Annotated in this window: 22 protein-coding genes; 17 read left to right on the top strand and 5 right to left on the bottom strand. The window is 69.6% G+C overall.

All coding sequences use genetic code 11. The features are described from left to right. Nucleotides 1-190 precede the first annotated feature (190 nt). The 3 genes from CQ047_RS12740 (at nucleotide 191) to CQ047_RS12730 (ending at nucleotide 3,081) form a co-directional block, all read left to right on the top strand. Nucleotides 191-505 carry a hypothetical protein gene (locus tag CQ047_RS12740; RefSeq protein WP_105675812.1) on the top strand — a complete coding sequence of 105 codons (315 nt, stop codon included), beginning with the start codon at nucleotides 191-193 and terminating at the stop codon, nucleotides 503-505. A gap of 111 nt (nucleotides 506-616) precedes the next feature. After that, nucleotides 617-1,903 carry an adenylosuccinate synthase gene (locus tag CQ047_RS12735; RefSeq protein ID WP_105675810.1) on the top strand — a complete coding sequence of 429 codons (1,287 nt, stop codon included), beginning with the start codon at nucleotides 617-619 and terminating at the stop codon, nucleotides 1,901-1,903. A gap of 83 nt (nucleotides 1,904-1,986) precedes the next feature. After that, complete coding sequence (locus CQ047_RS12730; RefSeq protein WP_105675808.1) at nucleotides 1,987-3,081, top strand: beta-propeller fold lactonase family protein; 1,095 nt, start codon at nucleotides 1,987-1,989, stop codon at nucleotides 3,079-3,081. A gap of 198 nt (nucleotides 3,082-3,279) precedes the next feature. Here CQ047_RS12730 and CQ047_RS12725 read toward each other — a convergent pair whose 3' ends face one another. Next, entirely contained in the window at nucleotides 3,280-4,020 is a 741-nt protein-coding gene (locus CQ047_RS12725; protein WP_105675806.1) for an LPXTG cell wall anchor domain-containing protein, read from the bottom strand. Between the two features lie 112 nt (nucleotides 4,021-4,132). On the opposite strand from CQ047_RS12725, the gene CQ047_RS12720 reads away from it, so the two are divergent. From CQ047_RS12720 to CQ047_RS12685, 8 genes are all read left to right on the top strand, one after another. Further along, nucleotides 4,133-5,515, top strand: coding sequence for an MFS transporter (locus tag CQ047_RS12720; protein WP_181155932.1), 1,383 nt, complete (start codon nucleotides 4,133-4,135; stop codon nucleotides 5,513-5,515). 271 nt (nucleotides 5,516-5,786) lie between these two features. Next, nucleotides 5,787-7,220, top strand: a complete 1,434-nt coding sequence (locus CQ047_RS12715; protein WP_105675804.1) for an NAD(P)/FAD-dependent oxidoreductase — start codon at nucleotides 5,787-5,789, stop codon at nucleotides 7,218-7,220. 257 nt (nucleotides 7,221-7,477) lie between these two features. Further along, complete coding sequence (locus tag CQ047_RS12710; RefSeq protein WP_105675802.1) at nucleotides 7,478-7,780, top strand: DUF427 domain-containing protein; 303 nt, start codon at nucleotides 7,478-7,480, stop codon at nucleotides 7,778-7,780. Between the two features lie 37 nt (nucleotides 7,781-7,817). Then, nucleotides 7,818-8,684 (top strand): ABC transporter ATP-binding protein, encoded by an 867-nt coding sequence (locus CQ047_RS12705; protein ID WP_105675800.1) that lies wholly within the window; start codon nucleotides 7,818-7,820, stop codon nucleotides 8,682-8,684. After that, nucleotides 8,681-9,370 carry an ABC transporter permease gene (locus CQ047_RS12700; RefSeq protein WP_105675798.1) on the top strand — a complete coding sequence of 230 codons (690 nt, stop codon included), beginning with the start codon at nucleotides 8,681-8,683 and terminating at the stop codon, nucleotides 9,368-9,370. The genes CQ047_RS12705 and CQ047_RS12700 overlap by 4 nt, the downstream gene beginning before the upstream one ends. Further along, entirely contained in the window at nucleotides 9,367-10,089 is a 723-nt protein-coding gene (locus CQ047_RS12695) for an ABC transporter permease (RefSeq protein ID WP_105675834.1), read from the top strand. Before CQ047_RS12700 ends, CQ047_RS12695 begins: the two co-directional genes overlap by 4 nt. 49 nt (nucleotides 10,090-10,138) lie before the next feature. Continuing rightward, a complete protein-coding gene (locus CQ047_RS12690) occupies nucleotides 10,139-11,056 on the top strand; it encodes an ABC transporter substrate-binding protein (protein WP_105675796.1) in 918 nt (305 codons plus the stop codon). Between the two features lie 114 nt (nucleotides 11,057-11,170). Then, nucleotides 11,171-11,536, top strand: a complete 366-nt coding sequence (locus CQ047_RS12685) for a hypothetical protein (protein ID WP_105675794.1) — start codon at nucleotides 11,171-11,173, stop codon at nucleotides 11,534-11,536. Between the two features lie 77 nt (nucleotides 11,537-11,613). Here CQ047_RS12685 and CQ047_RS12680 read toward each other — a convergent pair whose 3' ends face one another. Further along, the gene (locus tag CQ047_RS12680; protein WP_105675792.1) at nucleotides 11,614-12,810 is read right to left on the bottom strand and encodes an AI-2E family transporter; all 1,197 of its coding nucleotides are present in this window, start codon (nucleotides 12,808-12,810) and stop codon (nucleotides 11,614-11,616) included. Between the two features lie 43 nt (nucleotides 12,811-12,853). On the opposite strand from CQ047_RS12680, the gene CQ047_RS12675 reads away from it, so the two are divergent. Continuing rightward, nucleotides 12,854-13,153, top strand: coding sequence for a chorismate mutase (locus CQ047_RS12675; protein WP_105675790.1), 300 nt, complete (start codon nucleotides 12,854-12,856; stop codon nucleotides 13,151-13,153). A 138-nt stretch (nucleotides 13,154-13,291) separates the two neighbouring features. After that, the gene (locus CQ047_RS12670) at nucleotides 13,292-14,452 is read left to right on the top strand and encodes an ROK family protein (RefSeq protein WP_105675788.1); all 1,161 of its coding nucleotides are present in this window, start codon (nucleotides 13,292-13,294) and stop codon (nucleotides 14,450-14,452) included. An 85-nt stretch (nucleotides 14,453-14,537) separates the two neighbouring features. Here the strand turns inward: CQ047_RS12670 and CQ047_RS12665 are convergent, their stop codons facing one another. Genes CQ047_RS12665 through CQ047_RS12655 form a run of 3 tightly spaced genes read right to left on the bottom strand, consistent with a single transcriptional unit; the run spans nucleotide 14,538 to nucleotide 17,715 of the window. Then, complete coding sequence (locus CQ047_RS12665) at nucleotides 14,538-15,458, bottom strand: carbohydrate ABC transporter permease (RefSeq protein ID WP_181155931.1); 921 nt, start codon at nucleotides 15,456-15,458, stop codon at nucleotides 14,538-14,540. 2 nt (nucleotides 15,459-15,460) lie between these two features. Further along, complete coding sequence (locus tag CQ047_RS12660) at nucleotides 15,461-16,432, bottom strand: carbohydrate ABC transporter permease (protein ID WP_105675786.1); 972 nt, start codon at nucleotides 16,430-16,432, stop codon at nucleotides 15,461-15,463. Between the two features lie 32 nt (nucleotides 16,433-16,464). Continuing rightward, a complete protein-coding gene (locus CQ047_RS12655; protein WP_105675784.1) occupies nucleotides 16,465-17,715 on the bottom strand; it encodes an extracellular solute-binding protein in 1,251 nt (416 codons plus the stop codon). Nucleotides 17,716-18,057: 342 nt separating this feature from the next. Here CQ047_RS12655 and CQ047_RS12650 point away from each other — a divergent pair, with 342 nt between their 5' ends. The 4 genes from CQ047_RS12650 to CQ047_RS12635 are packed head-to-tail and all read left to right on the top strand — an operon-like array spanning nucleotide 18,058 to nucleotide 21,717. Then, nucleotides 18,058-18,954, top strand: coding sequence for an SIS domain-containing protein (locus CQ047_RS12650; RefSeq protein ID WP_105675782.1), 897 nt, complete (start codon nucleotides 18,058-18,060; stop codon nucleotides 18,952-18,954). Then, nucleotides 18,951-19,952 carry an ROK family protein gene (locus CQ047_RS12645; RefSeq protein ID WP_258132633.1) on the top strand — a complete coding sequence of 334 codons (1,002 nt, stop codon included), beginning with the start codon at nucleotides 18,951-18,953 and terminating at the stop codon, nucleotides 19,950-19,952. The genes CQ047_RS12650 and CQ047_RS12645 overlap by 4 nt, the downstream gene beginning before the upstream one ends. Further along, nucleotides 19,949-20,881, top strand: a complete 933-nt coding sequence (locus CQ047_RS12640) for a 1-phosphofructokinase family hexose kinase (RefSeq protein WP_105675779.1) — start codon at nucleotides 19,949-19,951, stop codon at nucleotides 20,879-20,881. Before CQ047_RS12645 ends, CQ047_RS12640 begins: the two co-directional genes overlap by 4 nt. Then, complete coding sequence (locus tag CQ047_RS12635; RefSeq protein ID WP_105675777.1) at nucleotides 20,878-21,717, top strand: class II fructose-bisphosphate aldolase; 840 nt, start codon at nucleotides 20,878-20,880, stop codon at nucleotides 21,715-21,717. Before CQ047_RS12640 ends, CQ047_RS12635 begins: the two co-directional genes overlap by 4 nt. The last annotated feature ends 26 nt before the right edge of the window (nucleotides 21,718-21,743 follow it).

Raw genomic sequence — 21,743 nt, 5'->3', positions numbered from 1 at the left:
CGACACCGGGCGAGCCGCCGGAGCGCCACGGTCCGCACTTTTCCAGCCACCGTGGGGCGGATCCGCCCGAGCGTCAACCCTCGACCGATTCCCGCCTTGCCGATCAGCTCTCGTCGAGGGCCGGCCGCGGAGCCGTCGTCGTACTCTGTCACAGGGCGCGAGTCTGCAGAGGGACTGATGAAGGAGGGCGATGATGCCGGTGGACAGGACTAGAGATGGGTCCGCGGGTAACGGCGGACGGACGCTGTCTCCTCACAACTCCTCGCTGCTCGCCGAGATCGGTGGTCAGAATAGGGCTTTCCGCGCAGGTTCCCTTCCTCTGGCCCATTACCAGGCGTTCATCGCGGCGAGGACTGGACTGTTCGAGAACGATGGATCGGGCATCCGCGGGGCGGCTGCCGCCCTCGACGCCGAGTTCGAGCACATCCTGTACGCGGTCGAAGAGAGCGGTCAGCATGCCGAGGCAATCGTCGCGGCGGAAGGGTTCCTCTCGCGCTTCTCCTGATGCGGCTGCCCCTCCCGGAAAGACCGAAACCAGCCTTCGATAGGATGGAGTCGCCCGAAGAGGGCCAGCTCATCAGCCGGTGCAAACCCGGCGAAAGCAAGGGGGTCTCCCATGCCAGGAATCGTTATCGTCGGCGTCCAGTGGGGCGATGAGGGCAAGGGCAAGGCCACAGACCTGCTCGGCGAGCGCACCGACTGGGTCGTCAAGTTCAACGGCGGCAACAACGCCGGGCACACCGTGGTCGTCGGCGACGAGAAGTACGCCCTGCACCTGCTGCCGTCCGGCATCCTGTCGCCCGGGGTGAACCCCGTGATCGGCAACGGCGTCGTGATCGACCTCGAGGTGCTGTTCTTCGAGCTGGAGGCCCTCGCGGCCCGCGGCATCGACGTGTCGCGCCTGCGCGTCAGCGCGAACGCGCACATCATCACGCAGTACCACCGCACGCTCGACAAGGTCACCGAACGCTTCCTCGGCAAGCGCATGATCGGCACTACCGGCCGCGGCATCGGCCCGGCCTACGCCGACAAGATCAACCGCGTCGGCATCCGCGTGCAGGACATCTTCGACGAGAACATCCTGCGTCAGAAGGTCGAGGGCGCCCTCGACCAGAAGAACCACCTGCTGGTGAAGATCTTCAACCGCCGTGCGATCACCGCCGACGAGATCGTGGAGGACCTGCTGTCCTACGCCGAGCGCCTTCGTCCGATGGTCGCCGACACCGGCTACCTCATCGCGCAGGCCCTTGAGCGCGGCGAGGTCGTCGTGTTCGAGGGCGGCCAGGCGACGATGCTCGACATCGACCACGGCACCTACCCGTTCGTGACCTCCTCGTCGGCGACGGCGGGCGGGGCGTCCACCGGATCCGGCGTCGGCCCCGGAGCCCTCGACCGCATCGTCGGCATCGTCAAGGCGTACACGACGCGCGTCGGCTCCGGTCCCTTCCCGACCGAGCTGTTCGACGAGCAGGGCGAGTGGCTGCGCAAGCAGGGCTTCGAGTTCGGCACCACCACTGGCCGTCCGCGTCGCGTCGGCTGGTACGACGCCCCCATCACGCGCTACGCGACCCGCATCAACGGCATCACCGACCTCGTGCTGACCAAGCTCGACATCCTCACCGGGCTCGAGCAGATCCCCGTGTGCGTCGCCTACGACGTCGACGGCGTGCGGTTCGACGAGGTCCCGGTCAACCAGACCGACTTCCACCACGCCACCCCGATCCTCGAGTACTTCCCAGGCTGGAGCGAGGACATCTCGGTCGCGCGCACCTTCGAGGATCTGCCGCAGAACGCGCAGGACTACGTGCTCGCACTCGAGGCGATGAGCAACACGCGCATCTCGGTGATCGGCGTCGGCCCCGAGCGCGATCAGGTCATCGTCCGTCACGATCTGCTCGACTGAGCGCGCGCGATCGGGGACCGGCGTACGCTGGTCCCCGATCCGGCAAGCGGTTTCCGGATCGACGGCGACAGAGGGAGACACGGATGACGCGGTTCTGGCTCGGCGGATACGGCCCCGCGATGGAGGGCATCGCAGACGGCATCGGCCTGCTCGCGGGGGATGAGGGCGCGGAGACGTCGCTGAGCTACCGCGGCGCCGTCACGTCGACCCCGTCGCCGTCGTGGCTGGCGCAGCACCCCACGCTCGACGTCGTCTACGCGGCGCTGGAGGGGGATGCCGCCGTGCAGGCGTTCGCCCGCAGCGGGGAGTCCGCGCTCACCCCGCTCGGCGAGCCCGTCGAGGCCGGACAGTACGTGTGCCACGTCGCCGTCGCCCCGAACGGCTCCTCGCTCATCGCCAGCTGCTACGGAGACGGCAGGGTCGTGCGCATCGGCCTCGACGCCGCCGGACGACTGATCCCGGATGCCGCGAACAAGGCCGCAGAACTGCGCGCGGCGCTCCTGGGCGAACCCGCGGCGGAAACCGGAGCCCCGGCCGGAACCGCGGCCGCGGCATCCGACCCCTACGGCGACGAGGGCCGTGAGTCGCACGCGCACGCCGCCGCCTTCCTGCCCGACGGCCGCATCGCGACCACCGACCTCGGCTTCGACCTCGTGCGCATCTGGCGGCAGACCGCCGGCGGCCTCGCGCTCGATCACGAGGTCGTGCTGCCGAAGGGCACGGGGCCGCGGCACATGGTCGTGCACCCCAGCGGGCATCTGCACGTGGTCACCGAGTACTCCTGCGAGGTCTTCACGCTCGCGGCGGGCCCTGACGGCACCTGGGCGGTCGTGTCGTCCGTGCTGTCGAGCCCGATCGCCGAGATCGGCGTCGACTTCCCCGCGGAGCTCGCCCGCACGCGCGACGGGCAGTTCCTCTACACGGCGCTGCGCGGCAGCAACACGATCGCGGCGCTGCGCGTGCGCGGCGCCGGTGAGGCCCTCGAGTCGATCGCACTCGCCGACTCCGGGGTCGACTGGCCGAGGCACCACCTCGTGCACCAGGGCAAGCTGCTCGTCGCCGGTCAGCGCTCCGACACGATCAGCCTGATCGACCTCGACGAGCGTACAGGCGCGCCCCTCGGCATCCGCCACCGGGCTCCGGCACCCACGCCGACGCACTTCCTGCCCGTGCGCTGAGGTCGCGCGCGGAGTGAGCGCTGTCTCGTCGAAGGGTGTCGCCCTGTGCGCTGATGCCGCGTGCGGAGTGAGCACCGCGTCGTCAGGGGCGACGTGCGTGCGGCTGTGGAGCGTGCTCAGGCAGCGTCCTCGGCAGGTCAGCACGGGGCCGAGGCGATCGCCGCGACCCCGCGCTCTGCGCTCACCGGGACGGGCGGTTCAGGGGCCGACGACCGTCTGGCTGCGGGTGTTGTTCGTGGCGTCGGCGTCGCCGGGCAGGGTCACCACGGCGGACGTGATCGACCCGCTGTGGCTGGGGCTCACCCTCAGGGAGATGCCCGCGGGGGCGTCCCCGGGGTTCAGAGCCGCGGTGGTCTGGCAGGACACGACGATGGTCTCCTCGAAGACCCCTCCCGCGTTCAGCGACGTGGGGAGGGACGAAGGGGTGCAGGTGAGGCGAGGGTCGATCGCCCCGCTGCCCGTACCCAGGTCACCGTTGATCTCATGGTTGACGATCGTGAACTCCACGGTCGACCCCGCGGGGATGGCGGCGGTGGATGCGGCGCTCGGTCCGAAGGATCCCGTGTAGTCGAGCGTCGACACTCCGCTGGCCTGGTCGAACGTCTGGACCACTGCGGCGGTGACCTCGCCGTCGATCACGAGGGGCGTGATCGGCGTCTCGGACGGCGACGGCGAGGGTGACGGCGTCTCCGCCGGTGCCGGCGTCTGCGCCTGCGACTGTGCGGGAGGGCAGTCCGCGGCCGCGGACGCGGGCTCGGCGGCGAGCCCCGTGAAGGCCGCTGCTCCCAGCAGGATCGCGCCGAGGGCGAAGGTGCTCCGAACGAGACGCGGGCCCCTCCGTCGGAGAAGCAGGACGGCTCCGGTCACGGCGGCCACGACGCCCACGATCAGAAGAAGGAGACTGGGCTCGGTGCCCGTCTCCGCCAGTACGCAATCCATCGGGTAACTCCTCATCGGCAAAGACTCCAATGTATCGGTTGCGCGGGCGCGCCGACGTGCCGAGCATCCCGTGCTTGACCTCAACCAATGTTGAGGTTCTAGCGTCGAACCCATGACCTTCGACACGGGAGGGGTGTCGACCGCCAAGGCCGCCGCCCCCGGCATCATGAGCGGCGCGTACCTCTGGATCACCATCGGCGCGTGCGCGCTCGTCTTCCTCGGGGCGTTCGAGTCCCTGGCCGTCACGACGGTGATGCCCACCGTGAGCGCCGAGCTCGACGGCGAGCGGCTCTACGCCCTCGCCTTCGCCGGCCCCCTCGCCACGGGCGTGATCGGAATGGTCGTCGCGGGCAACTGGGCGGATCGCCGAGGACCGGTCGAGCCCCTGTACACCTCGGTGGCGGTCTTCGTCGCCGGACTCCTCGTCGCCGGGCTCGCCCCCAGCATGGCGGTCCTGGTGGTCGGCCGCTTCGCGCAGGGCCTCGGCAGCGGCGGACTCATGGTGGCGCTGTACGTCGTCGTCGCGAAGGTCTACCCCCGTGACCTGCATCCCGCGATCTTCGCCGGCTTCGCCGCCGCCTGGGTCATCCCCTCGCTGATCGGGCCGTCCGTCGCGGGCGCGGTCACCGAGCTGTGGAGCTGGCACTGGGTGTTCCTCGGCGTCGTGGTGCTGGTGCTCGTCGCTCTCCTCATGGTCGTGCCGGCGCTCCGCGGTCTCGCCCGGAGCGGCGACGCGGCGACTCCCTGGGCGTTCGGTCGGCTCGGATGGTCGCTGCTGGCCGCTCTCGCCGTGCTCGGCCTCAACCTGCTCGGAGACGTCCCCGGCGCGGGACCGGCGCTCGCCGCGGCGGCCGTCGTCGTGGCGCTGATCGCCGTCCGCCCGCTGCTGCCGGCAGGGGCGCTGCGGGCTCGCCGAGGACTCCCGTCGGTGATCCTGGTGCGAGGACTCACCGCGGCGGCGTACTTCGGCGCGCAGATCTACATCCCCTACCTGCTCATGGATCGCTACGGGCTCTCGCCGACGATCGCCGGCCTCTCCCTGACCGGCGGCGCCCTCGCGTGGTCGATCGCGGCGACGGTCCAGGGACGCATGGGCGCGCGCCTGGACAGCGTCGTGGCGGTGCGGATCGGCACCGCCCTGGTCTTCGCCGGGGTGGGGGTGTCGCTCGTCGCGACGGCGCTCAGGGCGGAGGCGATCGTGATCGTCGTCGCCTGGATCGTGGCGGGCGCCGGCATGGGTCTCATGAGTCCGCGGAGCAGCGCGCTGACCCTCGGGATGTCCTCGACCGAGGACCAGGGGTTCAACAGCGCGGCCATGACCGTCTCCGACTCGTTCGGCAGCGCGCTCGCGCTCGCGCTCACGGGGGTGCTGTTCGCCGGAACGGCGGCGGTCGCCGACCCGTTCACCGCGGTGTTCGCGCTGGCCGCGGCGATCGGCCTGGCCGCGGCGGTGCTGGCTCCCCGGCTCGCGCCGCGGGAGGTGTCGGCGGGCTGACCGGCGCGGGGCCCTGTTTACCGCGGTCGCCTCGGCCGCCCAGATGCGTGTTCGCCGTGGACGCCTTTTCGCGGCGGTCACCTGTTCGTTCGGGCTCTGTTCGCGGCGGCATCCGCCAGAACTCCGGAGAAGCACCGCGGTTCAGGGGCGGGGCGCACGCACGGGCCACCGAACCTGACGGATCTCCGGAGTTCTGGCGGGCGGGCGGAACAAGACCCCCGTGACTCCGCGTTGCTCTTGAGCAAGACTGGGCGACGGAGAGGTGCGACGCATGACTGCTGAGAAGACCGACGAGTACGACCTGATCGTCCTGGGCGGAGGTCCGGTCGGCGAGAACGTCGCCGACCGCGCCGTGCAGGGCGGTCTCACCGCGATCATCGTGGAGAGCGAGCTCGTGGGAGGCGAGTGCTCCTACTGGGCGTGCATGCCCTCGAAGGCGCTGCTGCGCTCGGCGCAGGCGCTGCGGGCCGCCCGGCACGTCGGAGGCGCCGCCGAGGCCGTCACCGGAGAGCTCGACGTCGCCGCCGTGTTCGCCCGCCGCGACTCCTTCACCAGCAACTGGTCTGACGACGGCCAGGTGCGCTGGCTCGAGTCGGCGCACATCGACCTGGCGCGCGGTCACGGCCGCCTGACGGGTGAGCGAGAGGTGACGGTGACGGATGCCGATGGAACCGAGCGCGTGCTCCACGCCCGGCACGCCGTCGCGATCAGCACCGGATCGGATGCCGTCGTCCCTCCCATCGACGGACTCGCCGAGTCGGCGCCGTGGACGAGCCGCGAGGCCACCAGCGCGAAGGAGCTGCCGGAGTCGCTCGCGGTCATCGGCGGCGGGGTCGTCGCGGTGGAGATGGCGACCGCCTACGCGGCCCTCGGCTCGACGGTCACCCTCGTCGCCCGCGGCGGGCTGCTGGGCGGGATGGAGCCCTTCGCCGGAGAGCGGGTCGCCGCCGGCCTGAAGGAGCTCGGCGTCGACGTGCGCCTGTCGACGGGCACGTCGTCGGTGCGGCGCGACGAGGAGGGGGTGCGGGTCGAGCTGTCCGACGGCTCGACCGTGACGGTATCCGAGGTCCTGGTGGCGACGGGGCGGTCCCCGCGCAGCGACGACATCGGACTGGAGACGGTCGGGCTCGAACCGGGGAAGTGGATCGCTGTCGACGACACCCTGCGCGTGCCGGGGGTCGACTGGCTGTACGCGGTCGGCGACGTGAACGGGCGCGTGCTGCTCACGCACCAGGGCAAGTACCAGGCGCGCGCCGCCGGAGACGTGATCGCGGCGCGCGCGCTCGGCGGCGAGGTCGACGACGCCCCCTGGGGTCGCCATGTCGCCACGGCGGACCACGCGGCCGCGCCGCAGGTGACGTTCTCGATCCCCGAGGTCGCCTCGGTCGGACTGACGGAGAAGGCGGCGCAGGATGCCGGTCTCCCGATCCGCGTCGTGGACTACGACCTCGGCTGGGTCGCCGGTGCCGGCCTGTACGAAGACGGCTTCGCGGGGCAGGCCCGGCTCGTGATCGATACGGAGCGGGATGTCGTGGTCGGCGCGACGTTCGTCGGGCCCGAGGTGGCGGAGCTCGTGCAGACCGCCACGCTCGCGGTGGTCGGCGAGGTGCCGATCGCGCGGCTGTGGCACGCGGTGCCGGCCTATCCGACGATCAGCGAAGTCTGGCTGCGGCTGCTGGAGGGCTACGGCAGGGAGTCGGCGTGAACGAGGTGACGGCGTGAACGGGGAGTCGGCATGAGTGCGGTGCGCGCATCGGCTGCGGAATGTCGGCCGGCGGTGCGTTTCGTCGGCGGAAACCGCGCGGATGCGACCGGCATCCGGGTTCCGCGCAGGCAATCCGATCGAGCCGCGGCTCCGAACAGGTGCGGGAATGTGTCGCACATTGACGGACTCCGGGCGATCCCGGCCCTGATGTCCGTGACCTCTTATACGCTCGAAACCACATCCGAGGAGGCAGGACCATGAAGGCTGTACTCGCAGGAACCGTCATCGCCGAGGCCGACGAGAGCGATCTCATCCGCATCGAGGGCAACTGGTACTTCCCGCCGGCATCCGTCGTCGAGGGGGCGCTCGTGGAGAGCCCCACCCCGTACACCTGCCCGTGGAAGGGCGTGTGCCAGTACTACTCGGTGCAGGCCGGCGGCGAGCTGCACGCCGACCTCGCATGGTCCTACCCGCATCCGTATCCGACCGCCTTCGACCGAGTCGGCAAGGACTTCTCCGGCTACGTCGCCTTCGCGCCGGGCGTCGAGGTCGCACCCTGATCGCGCACGTCGCGCGCACCCCCGACTGGAGAACGTCGTGATCGAGTTCCGCAACGTCACCAAGAGATTCCCCGACGGCACTCTCGCCGTGAACGACTTCAGCCTCGTGCTGCCGTCGCGCAAGACCACGGTGTTCGTCGGATCGTCCGGATGCGGCAAGACGACGCTGCTGCGCATGATCAACCGCATGGTCGAGCCCACGTCGGGCGAGGTCGAGATCGACGGCGTCAGCGTGCTCGGCGGCGACCCCGTGGCCCTGCGGCGGAGCATCGGCTACGTGATGCAGAACTCGGGCCTCATGCCGCACTTCAGCGTGATCGACAACGTGGCGACGGTGCTGCGGCTCAACGGCGTCGCCCGCAAGGCTGCACACGAGCGCGCGAGGGAGCTGCTCGACACGGTCGGACTCGACCGCGCTCTCGCCGACCGGTACCCGAGCCAGCTCTCCGGCGGCCAGCAGCAGCGCGTCGGCGTCGCCCGCGGGCTCGCGGCCGACCCGAACATCCTCCTGATGGACGAGCCCTTCGGCGCCGTCGACCCGATCGTCCGCGCCGACCTCCAGCAGGAGACGATCCGGCTGCAGCGCGAGCTCGACAAGACGGTCGTCTTCGTCACGCACGACATCGACGAGGCGTTCCTGCTCGGCGATCAGGTCGTCATCCTCGACAAGGGCGCGCGCATCGTGCAGGTGGGCAGCCCGAGCGAGATCATCGAGAACCCCGCAGACGACTTCGTCTCCGCCTTCATCGGCGCCGACCGCGGGCATCGTGCGCTGCACCTCAAGCAGACTCCGCGCGGCACGGTCGTCGTCGACTCCGAGGGGCGAACGCAGGGTGCGATCGTCGGATCGGATGCCGCGGGCCTCCCCGCGCCCGAGCCCGCCGAGGGGGCGGGGGCCCCGTGAACTGGATCGTCGACAACCTCGGCCTGATCCTCGAGCTCACGGTCGATCACCTGCGCCAGAGCATCATCCCGATCCTGCTCGGCTTCGCGCTGTCGCTCCCGCTGGGATGGGTGGCGTGGCGGTATCGGCTGGTGCGGGGGCCGATCATCGTGCTCACGGGCCTGCTCTACACGATCCCCTCTCTTGCACTGCTGATCCTCATGCCCGCGGCGTTCGGGTACCTCGCCACCAGCCCGACCAACCTCGTGATCGCGCTCACGATCTACGCGGTCGCGATCCTCGTCCGTGCGGTGTCCGACGGCCTCGACTCCGTCGACGACGACGTGCGACAGGCGGCGACGGCCATCGGGTACGGGCCGTTCCGCAGGTTCTGGGCCGTGGAGTTCCCGCTCGCGGGGCCGGTGATCCTCGCGGGGCTCCGGGTCACCGCGGTCAGCACGATCTCGCTCGCGACAGTCGGCATCCTGATTGGCGTGACGAACCTCGGCTATCTCTTCACGAACGGTCTCGAACGGCGCATCATCGCCGAGGTGTTCGCCGGCGTCATCGCGGTCGTGGTGATCGCCCTGGTGATCGACCTGATCCTGCTGCTCATCGGCAGGGCTCTCATGCCGTGGACCCGCGCGAGCTCCGCCTCTTCGCGGGCGACGACCGCCCGCGCCGTCACCACGAGGGCCGCCGCATGAACCTCTTCGCCGAGGCCATCGCCTGGATGTTCGCCCCCGAGCAGTGGCAGGGGCGGTACGCGCTGCCCGTGCTCCTCGGCCAGCATCTCGCCCTCACGCTCGTCTCCGTGCTGATCGCCGCCGCGATCGCGCTGCCCGCGGGCTGGCTCATCGGCCACACCGGAAAGGGCCGCGAGATCGCGGTCGCCGTCTCGGGGGCGGCCCGCGCCATCCCCGCGTTCGGACTCATGGTGCTGCTCGTCCTGCTCCTCGGCGTGCTCCACGTGCCGGAGGCGGCCGTCATCACCTTCGTGCTGCTGGCGATCCCCTCGCTCCTCGCCGGTGCGTACACCGGGCTCGAGGCGATCGACCGTCGCGTGATCGACGCGGCACGGGCGATGGGCATGACGGAGTGGCAGATCTTCTTCAAGGTCGAGGTTCCGCTCGGCCTTCCCCTCCTGGTCGGCGGCATCCGCTCGGCGCTGCTGCAGGTCATCGCGACCGTCACCATCGCGGCGTACGTCAATCTCGGCGGCCTCGGCTGGCCGATCATCCAGGGCATCCCGCTGCGCCGCTTCGACCAGGTGCTCGGCGGGGCGATCATCGTCGCCGTCCTGGCGCTCCTGGTCGATCTGCTCCTCGCGTCCGCACAGCACGCGGCCGTTCCGCGCGGCCTGCGCACCGGTCGACCGGCTCGCCGCCGTGCCGCCGCGCCGGTCGCGGCATCCGCCACCGCCTGAATCCGTCCACAGCACTCGACACCCCAGAAGTCCCAGAGAAGAGGAAGTCATGTTCACAGCACGACGCACGCGCACAGCCTTCGCGGTCGGCCTGGTCGCCGCCGCCGCACTCGCCCTCTCGGCGTGCGGATCGAGCAACCCGCTCGACACCCCGTCCGAGTCCAGCTCCGGCGGGAGCGGCGACACGATCGTCGTCGGCTCGCAGGCGTACTACTCCAACGAGATCATCGCCGAGATCTACGCCCAGGCGCTCGAGGATGCAGGCTTCACGGTCGAGAAGAAGCTCAACATCGGTCAGCGCGACGCCTACATGCCCGAGGTCGAGTCGGGGGCGATCAACGTCTTCCCCGAGTACACCGGCAGCCTGCTGGAGTACCTCGACAAGGGCGCCGACGTCACCAACCCTGATGACGTGTACGCCGCTCTGAAGGAGGCGCTGCCCAAGGGTCTCACCGCTCTCGACTACGCGGAGGCGTCCGATCAGGACACCTACACCGTGCTCAAGAGCTTCGCCGAGGAGCACGGTCTGAAGACGATCGCCGACCTCTCGAAGGTCACGACGCCGGTCACGGTCGGCGCCGCGCCCGAGTTCGAGCAGCGCCCCTACGGCCCCGCCGCGGCCAAGGAGATCTACGGCGTGAGCCTCGACTTCTCGGCCACCGGTCCGACGACGCTCGAGTCGCTGCTCGCGGGCGAGATCCAGGTCGCCGACATCTACACCGCCGACCCGGCCTTCCAGACGAAGGACATCGTGGCGCTGGAGGATCCGAAGAACATGATCCTCGCCTCCAACGTCGTGCCGATCGTGTCGAGCGACATCTCCGACAAGGTGTCGAAGGTGCTCAACGCGATCAGCGCCAAGCTCACCGCCGACGAGCTCGTCGCCCTCAACGTGCAGAGCACGGTCGACCAGAAGTCGTCGGCCGACATCGCGAAGGCCTGGCTGAAGGAGCAGGGTCTGGTCTGATCGAGTGCGGAAGGGGCCTTCGGATAACAATCCGGAGGCCCCTTTCATGTACGTGCGGTGTGGCCGAAGGGAGCGGCCTGAGAGGATGGAGCGTATGGCAACGGAAACTTCGGCATGATCTCGAAGCGCGATCTCGCCCAGCGGCTCGACATCTCCCTGGAGATGGCCGACCGTCACGGTTTCGGCGACGGCGTGAGCGAGTCCGAGCTCGCGGCGCTCGAGCAGGATCCGCCCGCATGGCTCGTGCAGTCCCGATCGAACCGCAAGAAGGGTGCGCGCCCCGTCTGGGTCACGTTGACCTGCGATGTGTGCGGCTATTCCGAGACAACGAGACCGAAGAAGTGGTGGCCCGAGTTCACCTCCGTGATCTGCCGCCAGCACTCATCCGACGAACTCCCGACACCGGCCGCCGGGCTGCACCGCGGCTACTTCGAGGGCGTCGGAAGCCGGTTCGTCGGCATCCTCGACCAGGGGCTCTGACCCCGCTCGAGTAACGCGCAGCATCCCGAATCGACCCGGGATGCGCCCCTTCGCGTGATGCGCGAGCGGGGATGCGACTACACCCGGGCGTCCTGCCGCGGCACCAGGACCTGGTTGATGATGATGAGGATGGATGCCGCGACCGGCACCGCCACGAGTGCGCCGAGGAGTCCGAGCAGCGTGCCGCCGGCGAGAGCGCCGATGACCACGAGCGAGCCGGGGATCGAGATCGCCCTGTTCATCACGCGCGGGGTGATGACGTACGCCTCGACCTGCATGTACACGAGGTACACGATGCCGAAGACCAGCGCGGCGAGCGGGTTCGTGAACAGCGCGAGGCCGGTGCCGATGATCCAGAACATCACCGAGCCGACGAGCGGGATCAGGGTGATGCAGAACGCGACCGTGGCCATCAGCGGCGGGAACGGCAGACCGAGGAACAGGTAGAGCAGGAACGCGAGCAGTGCGTTGAAGAACGCGAGCACGACCATCCCCATGACGTAGCCGCCGACCGAGTCGGTGATCTGCTCGGTGATGTCGGCAGCCCTGGCGCGGTCACGGGCGGGGGCGAGGCGCAGCAGGGAGGTCTTGATGCCGGGGAGCGTGGCGACGAAGTACAGCGTGAGCACGAGCACGACGATCGCCCCGGAGATGCCCGTCGCGATGCCGGCGCCGATCTTGAGCGCGCCGCCGCCGATCGTGGCGATGTTGCCCGGGTTGGTGAGGAACTTCTGGATGTCGGCGACGAGGTCTTCGAACTGGTCGCCGAACTGCTTCTCGAGCGTGGCGTAGATGTCGCTGCGCGTGAAGTCCTGGATCATCGAGGGCACCGAGCGCACGAAGCTCGCGACCTGCTCGATGACGATGGGGAGCACCATCCAGAGGATGAGCGCCACGATGACGATCAGGCCGAGGATGACGACGAGCACCGCGATCGAGCGGGAGAGTCCTCTGCGCTCCAGGAATCGCACCGCCGGGTCGAGGCCCAGGGCGGCGAAGAGGGCGAGGGCGATGTAGATGAGCACGGTCGACAGGCTCGTCACCGCGAGGCCGAGCACGATCGCCCCGAGACCGCCGAGCGTCACCAGGAAGCCGAAGACGAACGGGCGGTCGATGCGGGTCCAGAACGAGCGGCTCGGCGTCATCGGCTCGATCACCACCGGCCGCGGGGTGAGCGGGGCAGGGGCCTGCGCGGCGGGTGCCGCCGTCTCCTCGACGGGGACGGATGCTGCGCCCGTGGCGCTCTCGGACGGCGCCGATTCTTCTTCGCTCATGTGCTCACGATAGCGGGCGGGTGCGGGACCGTAGAGTAAGACCATGACCGACGCCGTGGACCCGAAGTCCGAACTTCTCCGACTGCGCGCGACCATCGACAACATCGATGCGGCGCTCATCTTCATGCTCGCTGAGCGCTTCCGCGCGACGCAGCAGGTCGGGCACCTCAAGGCGGATCATGCGATGCCGGCATCCGACCCGGGGCGCGAGGAGCAGCAGGTCGCTCGACTGCGCGCTCTCGCGGAGCAGGCCCATCTGGACCCGGAGTTCGCGGAGAAGTGGTTCAACTTCGTCGTGGCGGAGGTCATCCGTCATCACACCGAAGCCGCCGAAGGCCGCTGAGATGATTCCCCGGGCGGACGACGGTGTGTGCAGCACTCATCCGCCCGGGGCAGTCAACTTAGTTTATTGAATAAACTATGATCGAGGGTACGCAGTGACCCGATCCCTGTCAACCATTTTCGACAACGGAATCCGCCCATGCTGAACAGCGATGATGCTCTCGACACGCAGGCGTCCGTGCGCCGGGCGAACCTCCGCCGTGCGCTGCAGCTCGTGTTCCGCGGGTCAGGGGCGCAGACCAGGGCCGGCATCGCCCGCGCGACGGGGCTGACGGCCGCCACGGCATCCTCCCTGGTCGCCGAGCTCATCGAGAGCCGCCTCGTTGTCGAGGGGGCGCAGGCCGCGAGCACCGGCGGCAAGAGGGCCACCACCCTGAGCGTGGATGCCGCGCATCACCTCATCCTCGTCATGGTGATCCGCCCGACGGATGCCCGCCTCGCCCTCGTGGCGCTGGACGGCTCCGAGGTGGACACGCGCCGGATCGAGTACACGGCGGAGAGCCGCGACGATCTGATCCGCCACGCGGTCGCGCAGATCGCGGCCGATCACGGCGACCGACTGCTCATCGCGGGCGCCCAGCTGCCCGGAACGACCGACGGGCGTTCGGTGCTCGAGAGCGTGCAGCTCGGCTGGAGCGACGTGCCCCTCGCCGAGCGGCTGGAGTCGCTGCTCGACGTGCCCGTCCTGCTCGTGAACGACGTGGATGCCGAGGCCATCGCCGAGGCCGCCATGGAGGATGAGGCATCGGGCTACCGCCTCTTCATCCACATCGGCGTGGGCATCGGCGCGGCCGTGACCCTCGACGGGGAGCTCGCCCCCGGTCCCCGCGACCGTGCGGGTGAGATCGGGCACGTGCAGGTCGAGTTCGGCGACGAGGCGCGGCAGTGCCGGTGCGGGCGTTACGGATGCCTGGAGTCGGCGTCGTCGATGACCGCGATGCTCGGCGACGACTTCACCGACGCCATGGACGACGGCGTGATCACCGCGCTCGCCGCGGGCGTCGACGAGCACGTGTTCGCGGAGGGCGCCAGGGCGCTCGCCCGCACGATCAAGCTCATCGCCGCGGTGCTCGACGCGGCGGAGGTCGTGATCGGCGGCCCCGTGCGGGCGCTCGGCGAGCCCTTCCTGGAGCTCGTGCGCGCCGACCTCGACTACGCGGCGACGGGCACCGCGCGCGTTCCGGTGAGGTACGCCGACGCGGGAGCCGTCATCTCCACGGGTGTGGCGCAGTTCGCGCTCACGGCGGCGCTCGGCGTGCGCTGGAGTCCCGACCAGCTGCGGGCGGCATCCGCTCACTGAGCCGCTCCCGCGTGAGCTGCGTCCGGACGGCAGCAGAAGGGCCCCGGATGCCGCAGCATCCGGGGCCCGTCTGGCGAACGGGGGCCTACTTCACGGAGCCCGCCGTGAGGCCGCCGACGAGGCGCTTCTCGATGAGCATGAACAGGATGACCACCGGCAGGATCGCGACGATCGAGACGCCGAACACGTACTGCCAGCTTGTCTCGTACTGGCCGACGAACTTGGTCAGCGCCACGGAGAGCGGCTGGTTCTTGTCGGTGGAGAGGATGACGAGCGATGCGGCGAACTCGTTCCAGCAGGCCACGAAGGTGAACACGATCGCGGTCACGATGCCCGGCCACACGAGCGGCAGGTTGATCTTGAACAGCACCGTGAAGCGCCCGGCGCCGTCGATCTGCGCGGCCTCGTCGACCTCCTTGGGGATGCCGGCGAAGAAGGAGTGCATGATCCACACCGCGAACGACAGGTTGAAGGCGGCGTTGATGAAGATCATCGCGGCCCACGTGTCGCCGAGCCCCAGGGTCGTGAACTGACGGAACAGACCCGAGGTCAGCACCGCGGGCTGCAGCATCTGCGTCACGATCACGAGGAACAGGAACACCATGCGGCCGGGGAACTTGAACCGGGCCGTGTAGTACGCGGCCGGCAACGAGACGACGAGCACCAGGAGTGTCGCGAAGACGGCGATGATGATGGTCGAGATCAGGTTGTACGGCAGCGGCGTCTCGGGCGTCGACCACATCGTGACGAAGTTCTCCCAGTGCCACTCCGTCGGGAAGTAGGTGGGATTCACGGAGCGGATCTGCGGCTTGGTCTTCACCGATCCGAAGAACATGATCAGGTACGGAAGCACGAAGATCAGGAGCACGAGCAGTCCGGCGGCCATGCGCAGGATGACGCGGGGCAGCGACACCTGGTCCTCGGTGTAGCGGCGCTTGCGGCCGATCTGCGGAGCACGGGCCCCGGTGCCGCGGGTGGTGACGAGGGCGGTCTCGGTCACGGTCATGATCAGACCTCCTTCATGGGCTTGACGGCCTTGACGTAGATCGCGACGATCACGATCACGATGAGGAAGGCGACGACCGACAGGGCGCTGGCGACGTCGACCTTCTTCTGCAGCTCGATGTACTTGAAGATCATCGTCATGATCGTGTCGGCGCCGTAGCCGGGGATCGACCCGGTCATGACCTTCAGGATCGGCAGCGAGTTGAACACGTTGATGATGTTGATGAGGATGGCGACCGCGAGGGCGCTGCGCAGCTGGGGGACGACGATGGTCCAGTAGGTGCGGGTGGCTCCGGCTCCATCCATCTTCGCGGCCTCGAGGGTGTCGGCTGGCACCGTCTGGAGCCCGGCGAGGATCGTGTAGGTCGTGAAGGGGAGCGAGACGAAGATCGCGATCACGATCGACCAGATGAACGCCGTGGTGGGGTTCTTGGTCCAGCCGAAGCCGACCTGGTCGTCGGAGAGCCCGATGTCGTACAGGAACTTGTTGAAGATGCCGAAGTACGGCTCGAGGCTGTAGTAGAACACCATCGTGGTCATGACGACGGATGCCGCCCATGGGACGATCACGGCCATCCGCACGATCTGCCGGCCGGGGAAGGCCTTGTTCAGGATCTGCGCGAGGGCGAGCGAGATGAGCACCGTGAAGAGCACCACGGTCACCACCCACACGATGGTGCGGAAGAAGATCGGCCAGAACTCCGCGAAGGCGAACACCGTGGCGAAGTTCTCGAGGCCGACCGACCCCTTGTCGAGACCCGAGAGCGAGATGTCGCGGGTCGAGTTGTAGAACATCACGCCGGCGGGGAAGAGCACGACGCCGATGATGAGCACCAGGGCTGGTGCGATCCAGGGCAGCGCCTGGAGGAGATCCTTCATGCCCGGCTTGCCGCGTGCGGCGCCGGAGGCCTTCGGGGTGCGGGGGCGGCTGTCAGCCGCCCCCGCGAGGTTCGAGGACTCTGTTGTCTGGCTCATGGTTGTACCCGAACCTCTCCCTTTCCGGCGGATCAGCCCGCGTCGACCTGGGCCTGGATCTGCTTCAGGACGTCAGCGGCGGACTGCGACTGGAGCTGGCCGAACAGCGACTTGAAGGCGCCGTCGGTGGCCGACCACTTGGGGTTCGTCGACGGGTAGAACTGCGCGTCCGGCAGCACGTCGAGGAACGGCTTCAGCTTCTCGTCGCCGTTGAGCTTCTCGGCGCCCGACTTGGTGACGGGGAGGAAGCCCTCGGCCTGCACCCACGGCACGTAGACGTCGGCGGAGTAGTAGTAGTCGAAGAACTTGGTGATCGCCTCCTTCTTGTCACCGTCGTTCTGGAACGCCATCAGCTGGTCCATGACGCCGAGCGTGAACGGCGAGCCGTCCTTGGTCGGGATCGGGACGATCGAGTAATCGAGGTCGGGGTTGCCCTCTTCGATCTGGCCGACCGTCGGCGGGAGGCCGACCTGCATGCCGATCTTGCCCTGGATGAAGATGTCCATCAGCGGCGAACGCTGCGTGGAGCCCGGGTCGGCCTGAGTCGCGCCCGCGTCGATCATCTTCTTGATCTGCTCGGCGCCCACGAGGTTCTCGGGGGTGTCGATCGTGATGTCCTTCGCGTCGCCGAACGAGCCGCCGCCGCCCCACAGCCACACGGCCGCCTCGGCCTGAGCCTCTTCGGAGCCGAGCGGCATGCCGTAGCCGGAGACGCCGCCGCCGAGGGCGGAGACCTTGGTCGCGGCATCCAGCAGCTCGTCCCAGTTCTTGGGCGCCTCGGAGACGCCGGCCTGCGTGAGCAGCGCGTTGTTCACGAACAGGGCGCGCGCCGACGCGATGAGCGGGAGGGCGTAGGCGGTGCCGTCGACCTCGGCGTTCTTCAGGAAGGCGTCCTGGAAGTCGGAGTACGTGTCCGCCGAGACGACGTCCTTGGCCGGGTAGAGCAGGTCATCGCCGACGAAGCCGGCGAAGGGGCCGCCGTTGTAGATGTCGGGGGCGTCGTTCGCCTGGATCTTGGTGGAGACGACCTTCTCGAGGTTGTCCCACGACTGCACCTCGAGCTTCACCTTGATGTCGGGGTTCTCCTTCTCGAACCCCTTGATGACGTCCTCCCAGAGGCCCTTGGTGGCGTCGGAGTAGCTGGGGACGAGGAGGTCGAGCGTGGTTGCGCCGCCGGCATCGCCGCCGTCGCCGCCGGTGGAGCCGCCGAACCCGCACGAAGCGAGCGAGAGCGTGGCGACGGCCGCAACAGCGGCTGCGCCGAATCGCAGTGACTTCTTCATGTGTATTGCATTCCTCACTGTGTGTGTCCGCCGCCTCGGAGGAGAGCGGTGGTCTGCCCTCCAGTGGAGAGGCGGGTAGTGCACAGTCGCGAACACTTTCACGCGACGGTGCGTGTGATCCCCGATCTTGCGGGAAGGGGGATCATGTGAGCCGGATGGGCTCTGGGCGACCTCTTCGTCGACGGGATCAGCGGAGAGGCGGTGGAACTTGTTCGATTATTTGTCAGGAGAACAAACAAAATCAAGAAGAACCTTGCAATGAACTTCTTTGACGACATACTATGATCGAATCAAGCTTCAAACAATCACAATCACGCAAACTTTCCTTTGGAGGGGTCGATCATGACCGAACTTCTGCCCGGCGCGCACATGCGCGAAGAGCTCAACTCGCAGCCCGACACCTGGGCGCGAGCGGCCGATCTGCGCGACGAGCAGGCGCTCCTCCCGGCGGCCGGCGCACGCATCGCGGTCGTCGGATGCGGCACCTCCTGGTTCATCGCCCAGTCCTACGCCGCGCTGCGCGAGAACGCCGGCCTCGGCGAGACCGACGCGTTCGCGGCATCCGAGGCGTTCATCGACCGCGACTACGACGCGGTCGTCGCCCTCACCCGCTCCGGCACGACCACCGAGGTGCTCGAGCTCGTCGAGAAGATCAAGGGCCGCGTCCCCGTCGTCGGCGTGATCGGCGACCCCACCTCGCCGCTGGTATCGCTCGTCGACGAGGCCGTGCTGCTGCCGTTCGCCGACGAGAAGTCGGTCGTGCAGACCCGCTTCGCCACGACCGCGCTCGCGCTGTTCCGCGCCTCGCTCGGCGAGGACCTCACCAGCGCGATCGACGACGCCAGGGGCGTGCTCGCCGGCGTCGACGACGACGGACTGCGGGATGCCGACCAGTACTCCTTCCTCGGACGCGGCTGGACGATCGGCCTCGCCCACGAGGCGGCGCTGAAGATGCGCGAGTCCTCGCAGTCGTGGACCGAGTCGTACCCGTCGATGGACTACCGCCACGGCCCGATCGCGATCGCCGCCCCCGGCCGCGTCACCTGGCAGTTCGGCGAGGCCCCCGAAGGGCTCGCGGCGCAGGTCGAGGCCACGGGGGCGCGTTTCGTGCAGAACCCGATCGATCCGATGGCCGATCTCGTGCGCCTGCACCGCGTGGCCCTCGACCGCGCCGTCGTGCGCGGACTCGACCCCGACCAGCCCCGCAACCTCTCGCGTTCCGTCATCCTGGATGCATGATGGCCTCCCCTGATCCGAGCGACACCGCACCCGTACCCGATGTCGTGAAGGACGCCTCCGGCGAGCGACTCGCCTCGGTGCGGTCGCTCGGACAGGGGGCTCCGGTGCTCGCGTTCGACGTGGGCGGCACCGACATCAAGTCCGCGCTGTTCGACGCCGACGGCATCGCACGAGGACTCCGCCGCACGCCGACGCCGGTGGCCGACGGTGACCGCACCGGCGTGCTGATGGAGCGCCTCGGCGTGCTCGCCGCCGAGCTCACGGCCGACCACCCCGACGTGGTGCCGCAGGCGGTCGGGCTGGTCGTCCCCGGGATCGTCGACGCGGATGCCGGGCTCGGCGTCTTCGCCAGCAACCTGGGGTGGCACGACGCGCCCATCCGCGACCTCGCGGCCGCGGAGCTGGGTCTCCCCGTCGGCTTCGACCACGATGTGCGCGCCGCGAGCTGGGCGGAGCACCGCCTCGGCGGCGCCCGCGCCTATGCGAACTCCGTCGTTCTCGTGATCGGCACCGGCATCGCGGGCGCCCTCCTCGTGGGCGGCGTCCCCTACACCGCAGGCGGGTACGCCGGAGAGATCGGGCACTCCCCGATCGCCGACGGTCCGATCTGCGCGTGCGGCGCCCGCGGATGCCTGGAGGCCGTGGCCTCGGCCGGAGCCATCGCCCGCCGTTACCGCGAAGCCACCGGCGTCACGCCGGACGGCGCGAAGGACGTGATCGCCCGCGCGGCCGCCGGCGACCAGGTCGCAGCGGACATCTGGAACTCCGCGCTCGACGCGCTGACCATGTCGCTCGCGCAGCTCACCGCGGTCGTCGCGCCCGAGGCCGTCGTGATCGGCGGAGGGCTGTCGCGCGCCGGAGGGGCGCTGTTCGACGAACTGCGCTCGCGACTCGCCGCACGACTGAGCTTCCACCGTCTGCCCGAGCTCGTACCCGCCGAGCTCTCCGGAAACGCGGGGCTGATCGGCGCCGCGCTGCGCGCGAGGGAGCTCGTATGATCCTCACGGTCACCCCGAACCCCGCGCTCGACCTCACCTGGCGCGTCGACCGCCTCACGGTCGGCGAGACGCACAGGGCGGATGCCGGCGCCGCACGCGCCGGAGGCAAGGGGCTCAACGTCGCCAGGGTCGCGCACGCGCAGGGCGCTGACGTCGTCGCCGTGACCACGGTCGGCGGCAGGGCGGGAGCCGACTTCGCCGACGAGCTCGTGCTCTCCGGAGTGCCCCACGCGCTCGTCCAGGTCGCCGGAGCCACGCGGCAGAGCGTGGCGATCGTCGACGAGCACCTCGGCGACACCACCGTCGTCAACGAACGCGGCGTCAACCCGACCGACGAGGAATGGGGCGCCCTGCTCGCCGAGGTCGTCGAACGGCTGCCCGCCGCCGACGTCCTGGTGATCTCGGGCAGTCTCCCGCCCGGCGCTCCCCGCACGCTCCTCCCGCTCCTGATCGGCGTCGGCCGGGACGCCGGGGTGCCGGTGATCGTCGACACCTCCGGCCCCGCGCTGCTGCAGGCGGCGGATGCCGGAGCGTCCGTCCTCAAGCCCAACGCCGCGGAGCTCGTCGACGCCACGGGCATCGCCGACCCCGTCGAGGGCGCCCGGTCGCTCATCGCGCGCGGCGTGGAGCTCGTGCTGTTGTCGCTGGGGGCCGACGGGATGCTCGCCGTGACGGCATCCGACGTCGTGCACGCCCGCCTCGACGCGCCTCTCGCCGGCAACCCGACCGGCGCCGGCGACGCCGGTGTCGCGGCATGCGCCGTGCTCTACGCGGAGGGCGAGCGCGACCCCGAGCGGATCCTCCGGCGCGCGACATCCTGGTCGGCCGCGGCGGTGCTGATGCCCCTCGCCGGCGAGATCTCCGACACCTGGCCCGACCTAGACGCACGACTGAGCGTGCGCCCGTACGAACAGAAGGACCGCGAATGACCCTCGTCTCCGCCCGTGAACTGGTGACGGATGCCGCGACCCGCGGCACCGGCATCGGCGCGTTCAACGTGATCCACCTCGAGACCGCCGAGGGGCTGGTGCGCGCGTCGGAGCTGGCTGGACTCCCGGTGATCCTGCAGATCTCGCAGAACTGCGCCGACTACCACGGCGCCCTCGAGCCGATCGCGCTCGCGACGCTCGCGATCGCGCGGCGCGCATCGACCCCGGTCGCCGTGCACCTCGACCACGCCGAGCGTCCGGAGCTCGTCGACGAGGCGATCGCCCTCGGCTTCGGCTCGGTCATGTTCGACGGCGGCGCCCTCCCCTACGACGACAACGTCGCCCTCACCGCAGCGGTGGCCGCACGCGCGCACGCCGCGGGCGTCTACGTCGAGGGAGAGCTGGGCGAGGTCGGCGGAAAGGACGGCGCGCACGCGCCCGGCGTCCGCACCGACCCCGACGAGGCCAGGGCCTTCGTCGAGGCGACGGGCGTCGACGCGCTGGCCGTGGCGGTCGGCTCCTCGCACGCGATGCTCGACCGCTCGGCATCCCTCGACCTCGGCCTCATCGCCCGTCTGCGCGCCGCGCTCTCCGTGCCCCTGGTGCTGCACGGCTCCTCTGGTGTGGCGGATGCCGTCATCGCCGACGCCGTGCGCGCCGGCATGACGAAGATCAACGTCTCGACGCACCTGAACGGCTTCTTCACCAGGGCCGTCCGGTCGACGCTCGCCGCCGACGAGACGCTCGTCGACTCGCGCAAGTACCTGAAGCCCGCGCGCGAGGCCCTGGCCGACGAGGCCGCGCGGATGCTCCGCCTGTTCGCCCTGGAATCGTGAGGACGACCGCGGCGCCGGGTCGGGCA

Source organism: Microbacterium sp. MYb72 (assembly GCF_002979415.1).
In the GTDB taxonomy this organism is placed as follows: domain Bacteria; phylum Actinomycetota; class Actinomycetes; order Actinomycetales; family Microbacteriaceae; genus Microbacterium; species Microbacterium natoriense.
The sequence above is the reverse complement of the archived record's forward strand: the minus strand, read 5'-3'. Positions and strand labels throughout refer to the sequence as shown.

Excerpts from the sequence above, each read along its gene's own strand:
- CQ047_RS12740 (WP_105675812.1), top strand. The coding sequence starts at position 191 with ATGATGCCGGTGGACAGGACTAGAGATGGGTCCGCGGGTAACGGCGGA.
- CQ047_RS12735 (WP_105675810.1), top strand. The coding sequence starts at position 617 with ATGCCAGGAATCGTTATCGTCGGCGTCCAGTGGGGCGATGAGGGCAAG.
- CQ047_RS12730 (WP_105675808.1), top strand. The coding sequence starts at position 1,987 with ATGACGCGGTTCTGGCTCGGCGGATACGGCCCCGCGATGGAGGGCATC.
- CQ047_RS12725 (WP_105675806.1), bottom strand. The coding sequence starts at position 4,020 with ATGGATTGCGTACTGGCGGAGACGGGCACCGAGCCCAGTCTCCTTCTT.
- CQ047_RS12720 (WP_181155932.1), top strand. The coding sequence starts at position 4,133 with ATGACCTTCGACACGGGAGGGGTGTCGACCGCCAAGGCCGCCGCCCCC.
- CQ047_RS12715 (WP_105675804.1), top strand. The coding sequence starts at position 5,787 with ATGACTGCTGAGAAGACCGACGAGTACGACCTGATCGTCCTGGGCGGA.
- CQ047_RS12710 (WP_105675802.1), top strand. The coding sequence starts at position 7,478 with ATGAAGGCTGTACTCGCAGGAACCGTCATCGCCGAGGCCGACGAGAGC.
- CQ047_RS12695 (WP_105675834.1), top strand. The coding sequence starts at position 9,367 with ATGAACCTCTTCGCCGAGGCCATCGCCTGGATGTTCGCCCCCGAGCAG.
- CQ047_RS12690 (WP_105675796.1), top strand. The coding sequence starts at position 10,139 with ATGTTCACAGCACGACGCACGCGCACAGCCTTCGCGGTCGGCCTGGTC.
- CQ047_RS12685 (WP_105675794.1), top strand. The coding sequence starts at position 11,171 with ATGATCTCGAAGCGCGATCTCGCCCAGCGGCTCGACATCTCCCTGGAG.
- CQ047_RS12680 (WP_105675792.1), bottom strand. The coding sequence starts at position 12,810 with ATGAGCGAAGAAGAATCGGCGCCGTCCGAGAGCGCCACGGGCGCAGCA.
- CQ047_RS12675 (WP_105675790.1), top strand. The coding sequence starts at position 12,854 with ATGACCGACGCCGTGGACCCGAAGTCCGAACTTCTCCGACTGCGCGCG.
- CQ047_RS12670 (WP_105675788.1), top strand. The coding sequence starts at position 13,292 with ATGCTGAACAGCGATGATGCTCTCGACACGCAGGCGTCCGTGCGCCGG.
- CQ047_RS12665 (WP_181155931.1), bottom strand. The coding sequence starts at position 15,458 with ATGACCGTGACCGAGACCGCCCTCGTCACCACCCGCGGCACCGGGGCC.
- CQ047_RS12660 (WP_105675786.1), bottom strand. The coding sequence starts at position 16,432 with ATGAGCCAGACAACAGAGTCCTCGAACCTCGCGGGGGCGGCTGACAGC.
- CQ047_RS12655 (WP_105675784.1), bottom strand. The coding sequence starts at position 17,715 with ATGAAGAAGTCACTGCGATTCGGCGCAGCCGCTGTTGCGGCCGTCGCC.
- CQ047_RS12650 (WP_105675782.1), top strand. The coding sequence starts at position 18,058 with ATGACCGAACTTCTGCCCGGCGCGCACATGCGCGAAGAGCTCAACTCG.
- CQ047_RS12645 (WP_258132633.1), top strand. The coding sequence starts at position 18,951 with ATGATGGCCTCCCCTGATCCGAGCGACACCGCACCCGTACCCGATGTC.
- CQ047_RS12640 (WP_105675779.1), top strand. The coding sequence starts at position 19,949 with ATGATCCTCACGGTCACCCCGAACCCCGCGCTCGACCTCACCTGGCGC.
- CQ047_RS12635 (WP_105675777.1), top strand. The coding sequence starts at position 20,878 with ATGACCCTCGTCTCCGCCCGTGAACTGGTGACGGATGCCGCGACCCGC.